The organism is Streptomyces katrae (assembly GCF_000966975.1).
GTDB classification, from domain to species: Bacteria; Actinomycetota; Actinomycetes; order Streptomycetales; family Streptomycetaceae; genus Streptomyces; species Streptomyces katrae.
This window is the reverse complement of sequence record NZ_JZWV01000653.1, coordinates 1-6,973: the sequence shown is the minus strand read 5'-3', so window position 1 is coordinate 6,973 and position 6,973 is coordinate 1. Positions and strand designations below refer to the sequence as shown.

General features: G+C 72.8%; 5 protein-coding genes and 1 pseudogene. 2 read left to right on the top strand and 4 right to left on the bottom strand.

From position 1 onward, the window contains the following. Nucleotides 1-73: 73 nt before the first annotated feature. From VR44_RS23235 to VR44_RS23220, 4 genes and pseudogenes are all read right to left on the bottom strand, one after another. A complete protein-coding gene (locus VR44_RS23235) occupies nt 74-2,602 on the bottom strand; it encodes an ABC transporter permease (RefSeq protein WP_045949512.1) in 2,529 nt (842 codons plus the stop codon). Between the two features lie 4 nt (nt 2,603-2,606). Further along, nucleotides 2,607-3,368 (bottom strand): annotated as a pseudogene (recX, locus tag VR44_RS23230) (recombination regulator RecX); the annotation flags it as partial. Then, nucleotides 3,278-4,387 carry a recombinase RecA gene (gene recA, locus VR44_RS23225; protein WP_045949511.1) on the bottom strand — a complete coding sequence of 370 codons (1,110 nt, stop codon included), beginning with the start codon at nt 4,385-4,387 and terminating at the stop codon, nt 3,278-3,280. The pseudogene recX and the gene recA, both read right to left, overlap by 91 nt. A 376-nt stretch (nt 4,388-4,763) precedes the next feature. Beyond that, nucleotides 4,764-5,594: a S1 family peptidase gene (locus VR44_RS23220; RefSeq protein ID WP_045949510.1), complete on the bottom strand. Its 831-nt coding sequence runs from the start codon at nt 5,592-5,594 to the stop codon at nt 4,764-4,766. Between the two features lie 300 nt (nt 5,595-5,894). Between VR44_RS23220 and VR44_RS23215 the strand changes: the two genes are divergently transcribed. Together VR44_RS23215 and VR44_RS23210 are read left to right on the top strand one after the other, a co-directional pair. Continuing rightward, nucleotides 5,895-6,320 (top strand): hypothetical protein, encoded by a 426-nt coding sequence (locus VR44_RS23215; RefSeq protein ID WP_045949514.1) that lies wholly within the window; start codon nt 5,895-5,897, stop codon nt 6,318-6,320. Nucleotides 6,321-6,427: 107 nt separating this feature from the next. Next, nucleotides 6,428-6,973 (top strand): Clp protease N-terminal domain-containing protein (locus VR44_RS23210; RefSeq protein ID WP_045949513.1); only part of this gene is annotated, 546 nt, incomplete at its 3' end.

Below are 6,973 nucleotides of genomic sequence, written 5' to 3'. Positions count from 1 at the left end.
GGGCGGAGCCCCTGGGAACGGAGGAAGGGCGGGTAGGGGAACCGGCTCCGCGCAGCGGCACCGGCCGCCCCGGTCAGGCCGACGTCGCCACGTCCACCGGGCGGAGACGGAGGGCCAGGCGGCCCGGGACGGCGACGGCCGGGAGGGCCAGGAGGGCCGCCCCTCCGACGACCCCCGCGCACACCACCGGCAGGACCACCGGCGCAGCCACCCCCGTCATCCCGAGGCTGAAGGCCGTCAGCACCGCGGCCGCGATGCCCGCCCCCAGCACCACCCCCATCAGCAGGACCCCCACCGCCTCGGCCCGCAGCATCCGCAGCACCTGCCGCCGCTGCGCCCCCGCCAGCCTCAGCAGCGCGAACTCCCGGAACCGTTCGGCCGTGGACATGGCCAGGGTGTTGACCACCGCGATGGCGGTGAAGGCCAGCACCAGGCCCATCGCCAGCAGGTTGACCTCCGCCCCGGCCGCGTCCCGCCGCTCCCGCGCCGCGTCGGCCTGCGCCGCCGACAGCACCGGGACGCCCGCGGCGGCCGCGAGCCGTTCCCGGCCGACCCCCGGCTCCGCCGCCACCAGCACGCTGCCCGCCAGCGGGTTGTCCACGTGCGCGGCCACCAGCGCGTGCGGCAGCGTCACGTCACCGAAGCCCAGCCCCCGCGCGTACACGGCGGACACCGTCAGCGTCACCGGGGTCCCGTCCCCCAGCGTCAGCGTCAGCGGGCTGCCCGGTTTCAGGCCCAGCTGCCCGGCGGCGAGTTCACTGACCGCCACCCGGCCCTCGCCGAAGCCGTCGAGGCTGCCACCGGTGACCGCGGGGTCCCAGGTGCGGGTCAGGCCGGCCGGGGTCACGCCCTGGGCCGCGTACTTCGTCAGGCCGACCCGTACGGAGGTGCGCACGATCTCGGTCGCCGCCGTGACCCCGGGCGTGCGGCGGACCCGTTCCACCGCCTCCGGGCCGACTCCCGGTCCCTGCGCGCTGAGCACCCACGGGGCCCGCACCCCCTCGCGGGCCTGTGTCCGGGCCGCGTGGCCGAGGGTGGGGGTGATGAAGAGCACGGTGCAGGTCATCGCGGTCAGCAGGGTGAGCGGGGTGACGGCGGACGCCATGCGGGTGGCGTTGCCGCGCAGGTTGGCGGTGGCCAGGCGGCCGCCGGGGCCGGTCAGCGCCAGCGGTCCGGCGAGCAGTGCGGACGCGACGCGGACCAGCAGCGGGCCCAGCAGCGAGACGGCCCCGGCCAGCACCACCACGGCCAGGAAGGTGACGGGCGTGGACGCCGGTTCGGTGCGCAGCGAGCCGAGGACGACGACCAGTACGGCCCCGCCGGCCAGCAGGAGCAGTCCGGCGAGGGTGCGGGTCCAGTCGGGGCGGCGCCGCTCGACGGCGGCTTCGGCCAGGGCCTCGGCGGGACGGACCCGGGTGGTGCGCCGCCCGGCGATCCGGGCCGCGGCCCAGCCTCCGAGCAGGCTCGCCCCGACGGCCGCGATCATCGGGAAGATCCCGGCGGTGCGTTCCAGGGTGGCCGGGACGGCCCCCGTGGCGACGAAGCGGCCGTACAGCCAGGCGGCCAGCGGCAGTCCTGCGAGGGCGCCGGCGATCCCGGCGGCGAGGCCGACGATCAGTGCCTCGCGGCCGAGCATGCCGCGCAGCTGCCGGGGGGTGGCGGCGATGGCCCGCAGCAGGGCGAGTTCGCGCCGGCGCTGCTGGACGGAGAGGGCGAAGGTGCCGGCGACCACGAGGACGGCGACGAGGAGGGAGGTGCCGCCCATCGCGCCGCCCATGGAGACCAGCTTGACGCGGGCGCCGGCCGCGTCGAGGAACTCGACCGGGCCCCGGTCGTCGCCGGTGGAGACCTGGGCGGTGGTGGGTGCGAGGGTCCGGGTGAGCCGGGCGGCGAGTTCGCCGGGGTCCACGCCTGGCCGGGGCAGCACGCCGATGGCCGAGACCTGGCCGGTGCGGGCGGCGAGCCGCTGGGCTTCGGTGTCGGAGAAGAAGAGGGCGCTCTGGTGGGCGAGGCCTCCGGCGGCGGTGCGGGCCACGCCGCTGACCGTGTAGGTCTTCGGGTCGCCGGTGGCCTGCACGGTGAGCCGGGCTCCGGTGGCGAGGCCCGCCCGGGCGGCCAGGTCCCGGTCGATGACGACCTCGTCCCCGGCCCGGGGGGCGTGTCCCTCGGCCAGGGTGAAGGGGGTGAGCACGGCGGAGGTCCAGGCGTGTCCGTACGAGGGCTTCGCCGTGCCCGCGGCCCCGGTCAGCGGGACGGCCTGGAAGGTGAGCTCGGGGACGGCCCGTCCGACGCCGGGGACGGAGCGGACGGTGTCCACGGTGGCGGCCGGCAGCCAGGCCCGTTCGGCCACGGGCTTGGCCTTGTGCTTCGTCTTGGCCTTGCCCTTCTTCTCCTTGACCGTCGTCTGGTGGACGTTCTGGTCGGCGGAGACGAGGACCGGGGTGCCCGCGTAGCGTTCGGTGGCGATCCGGCCCCGGAGCCCGGTCTCCAGGAGGGTGCCGCAGGCGGTGATCAGGGCCGCCGCGCACAGCAGGGCGACGAAGGCTCCGAGGAAGCCGGCTTTGCGGTGCCGGACGGTCCGAAGGGCGTAACGCAGCATCATGCGGTCAACCCTGTCGGAGGGCACCGATGCCGGCACTGGAGTGCTCCGGCGTCCCCTTCCGGGGGCTACCCCCACCCCGCCCGGGGGTCAGTCCCCCGGGTAGCCCAGGTCGTCGGCGTCCTCGCCTTCCGTCTCCAGTGCGCGGCGCACCACCCGCAGGGCCATGCCCTCCGGGTACCCTGCCCTCCGGGTACCCCTTGCGCGCGAGCATCCCCGCCAGGCGCCGGATCCGCTTGTCGCGCTCCAGCCCCCGGGTCGAGCGGAGCTTGCGCTCCACGAGCTCGCGGGCGGTCTGCTCCTCCTGCTCGGAGTCCAGCTGCTCCAGCGCCTCCTGGACGAGGGTGGTGTGCACCCCCTTGGTCCGCAGTTCCTGCGCGAGCGCCCGGCGGGCCAGGCCCCGGCCGCGGTGCCGGGACTCGACCCAGGCCCCGGCGAAGGCGGCGTCGTCGATCAGGCCCACTTCCTCGTACCGGGAGAGGACCGCCTCGGAGACCTCCTCGGGGATGCCCCGCTTCGCCAGGGCGTCCGCGAGCTGCCGCCGGGTGCGCGGCATCCCGGTGAGCAGGCGCAGACAGATCGCCCGCGCCTGCTCCTCGGGGCTCTGGGGCGGCAGCTCCTGGCGGCCCTCACGGCTGCCCCCGGCTCTGCCGCCCCTCTCCCGCTCTTCCCGCACGGTCAGCTCTTGGCCACGGCGGCCTTGGCCGCCGGCTTGGCCTTCGACGCCGGCGCGGGCACGGAGGCGTCGGCCGGCGCGGTGGCCGCGGCCGCCTCGCCGCCCTCGGCGTCCTTGCGCACGCCGACGCCCAGCTTCTCCTTGATCTTCCGCTCGATCTCGTTGGCGAGGTCGGGGTTGTCCTTCAGGAAGTTGCGGGCGTTCTCCTTGCCCTGGCCGAGCTGGTCGCCCTCGTACGTGTACCAGGCACCGGCCTTGCGGATGAAGCCGTGCTCCACGCCCATGTCGATCAGGCCGCCCTCGCGGCTGATGCCCTGGCCGTAGAGGATGTCGAACTCGGCCTGCTTGAAGGGCGGCGCGACCTTGTTCTTCACGACCTTGCAGCGGGTGCGGTTGCCGACCGCTTCCGTGCCGTCCTTCAGGGTCTCGATGCGTCGGATGTCGATGCGCACGGAGGCGTAGAACTTCAGCGCGCGGCCACCGGTCGTGGTCTCCGGCGAGCCGAACATCACGCCGATCTTCTCGCGGAGCTGGTTGATGAAGATCGCGGTGGTCTTGGACTGGTTCAGCGCACCCGTGATCTTGCGGAGCGCCTGGCTCATCAGACGGGCCTGGAGACCGACGTGCGAGTCGCCCATCTCGCCCTCGATCTCCGCCTTCGGGACGAGCGCCGCGACGGAGTCGATGACGATCAGGTCGAGGGCGCCGGAGCGGACCAGCATGTCGACGATCTCGAGGGCCTGCTCACCGGTGTCCGGCTGGGACAGGATGAGGTTGTCGGTGTCGACACCGAGCGCGCGGGCGTACTCGGGGTCGAGCGCGTGCTCGGCGTCCACGAAGGCGACGGTGCCGCCGGCCTTCTGCGCGTTGGCCACGGCATGCAGCGTGAGGGTCGTCTTACCGGAGGACTCCGGGCCGTAGATCTCGACCACGCGGCCGCGCGGCAGACCGCCGACGCCGAGGGCGATGTCCAGCGCGGTCGACCCGGTGGGGATGACCTCGATGGGGTCGTTCGGCTTGTCGCCGAGGCGCATGACCGCACCCTTGCCGAATTGCCGTTCAATCTGTGCGAGCGCGGCGTCGAGAGCCTTCTCGCGGTCGGTGCCTGCCATGGGTTCCACCCGGTTTGCTTGAGTCGATCGCTTCACGCCATTGACGCTAACGCCTGCCACTGACAATGCGCTTCCACGCCCGTTTCGGCTGTGGATAACTCATCAGAATGGATGTTCGATTTCCCTGTCAAGCCGACCGCGCCGCACCCGGCAACCCCGTCCCACCGAAGGCGGAACGCCCTCCACCGCCCCCGCCGGGCACTTCCCCGGGGACCAACGACGGGACCTGCGGGAAGGCGCCACCTTGTGGCGGTCATCACATCGGCGGCGAAGATCGCCCCCGGCCGACCCGAGGCGCGGGGGCACGCACCGCGGCCCCGCCGCCTCCGGTCGGACGGAGGCGGCGGGGCCGCGGGGCGGGTGGGTCAGACGGGGCTCACGGCTTCGGCAGGGTGCAGCCCGGGCGGTTCAGGTCGATCTGGTTGCCGGGGCCGATGCACGGGACGAGGACGTACGTCTCCTGGGCGTAGTTGATGCCCTGGCGGACCGTGACGTTGCCCGCCTGGTCCACCTCGCACGGGTTGTTGTCCGTGCAGCGCTGACCGTCCTCGTTGCCCGTGTTGTTGACGGCGACGACCTTGCCGGTCGTCGTGTCGATCACCGGCGAGCCGGAGGTGCCGCCGATGGTGTTGCAGGACGAGGTGTAGCGGACCGAGTCCTTCCAGGTCCAGTCGCCCTCCTTGAGGCGGTACACGAACCCGTCGACGCTGCAGCTGTAGGTGCGCTTCCAGTAGCCGGAGACCACCTTGATCGAGGAACCCTGCACGGGGTGGGTGTCGTTCAGGGTGAGGGCGGCGATGCCGTACTGGCTCTGGATCTGCGCGTACGTCTTGGTCAGCTGGTAGAGCGAGACGTCGGTGTCCGTCATCGTGCCGTACGCGATCTTGCTCGCGCGCAGGGTCGCGACCTTGGAGCCCGAGGCGTTGAGCAGGGAGAAGCTGCGGCTGGACGCCTGGTTGACGAGCACCTCGCCCGCCGCCGGGAAGCCGGTCTCCAGGCAGTGCCCGTTCGACAGGACGAGCGCGGGGTCGTCCGGCTGGGAGGCGGGCGTACGGACCACGGAGCCGGAGCAGTTGCTGAGCGCGACCGTGCCCGCGTAGGTGACGGCGGCGGCCTGCTGGGGCGTGGAGGCCTGGGCCACGGCCGGAGTTGCCGCCGCTCCGGTCAGGAGCAGGGACAACACGGCGCCGGCGAGAGGCTTGTTCATGTGGGGGTTCCCCTCTGGTGACGAATGCGTACCGAAGATCCTTCGGTTGACATGTGCACTGCATTCTTCGTCCAGCGGGGTCAACGCACAATAGGGCATGGGGAGTTGGGGAACGAGGCGGCCGAAGAGCCTGGGCGTCAAACGGAATCAATCGCTCCAACTCCCCGCGAGGCGGGCGGCCGAGCCCAATTCAGGGCGCACGGCCCACACCCCCGGCCTGGCGCGAAATCCCCGCCACATGGCCGGTACTCTGCGGTGCCCCCGACGACGGGGGCCGTGAAATTCCGCTCAGGAGGACCCATGGCCGTCAAGAAGGCCACGATCCAGCAGCAGGTGGCCGAAGCCCTCGCCCAGGCCAACCCCGCCGACCGCCCCATCGTCACGATCCAGGCCATCGCCGGCCCGAGCGTGTGGCTGATGAGCATGTTCGGCCTCATCGGCCAGGCGTTCCTCAGCTACTACTTCGTCACCGTGACGGAGCAGGCCGTGGTGCTCCACCGGGCGAGCCGGATGAGCAACCGCCCGCAGGAGATCGTCTTCGCGATACCGCCGCACGAGGCGGTCGGCACCATCACCGAGGCCAAGCGCAACGCCATCTGGAGCTCGTTCCGCATGCAGCTCCCCGGCCAGGCGAAGCCGACCCGCATGAACGTGCACCGCATCTGGCGGAGCGAGATGGACCAGCTGCTGGGTCTGCTGACGGCCCAGAACCAGCCGGCCGCCTGACGGTCGCACGCGCCCGGGGATGGAGGGAACGCGTCCCCAGCTCCCTCCACCCCCGTAGTGACAACCGACGGTTGACACCACCCAGGTGTCAACCTAGGGTTGCACCTATGACGAACCCTTCCGTGGAACCCGTCCGCATCGCCAACCCCGTCCGCCTCGACGAGCTGATCGAGGCCATCAAGAACTCCCACGCCGACACCCTGGAGCAGCTCAGCGGCGCCGTCGTCGCGGCCGAGCACCTCGGTGAGGTGGCGGACCACCTCATCGGCCACTTCGTCGACCAGGCCCGCCGCTCCGGCGCCTCCTGGACCGACATCGGCCGCAGCATGGGGGTCACCCGCCAGGCCGCCCAGAAGCGCTTCGTCCCCAAGGCCGACAAGGAGGGCGACGCCGCCCTCGACCCCGAAGCGGGCTTCTCCCGGTTCACCCCCCGCGCCCGCAACGTCGTCGTCGCCTCGCAGAACGAGGCGCGCGCCGCGAACAACGCCGAGATCCGCACCGAGCACCTGGCGCTGGGCCTGCTGGCCGAGCCCGAGGGCCTGGCCGGACTCGTCCTCGCGTCCCACGGCATCACCCCGGAGGCCCTGCGCTCCGCCGCGACCGCCACCCTGCCCCCGGCGGCCGAGGAGATGCCCGCCCTCGTCCCCTTCGAC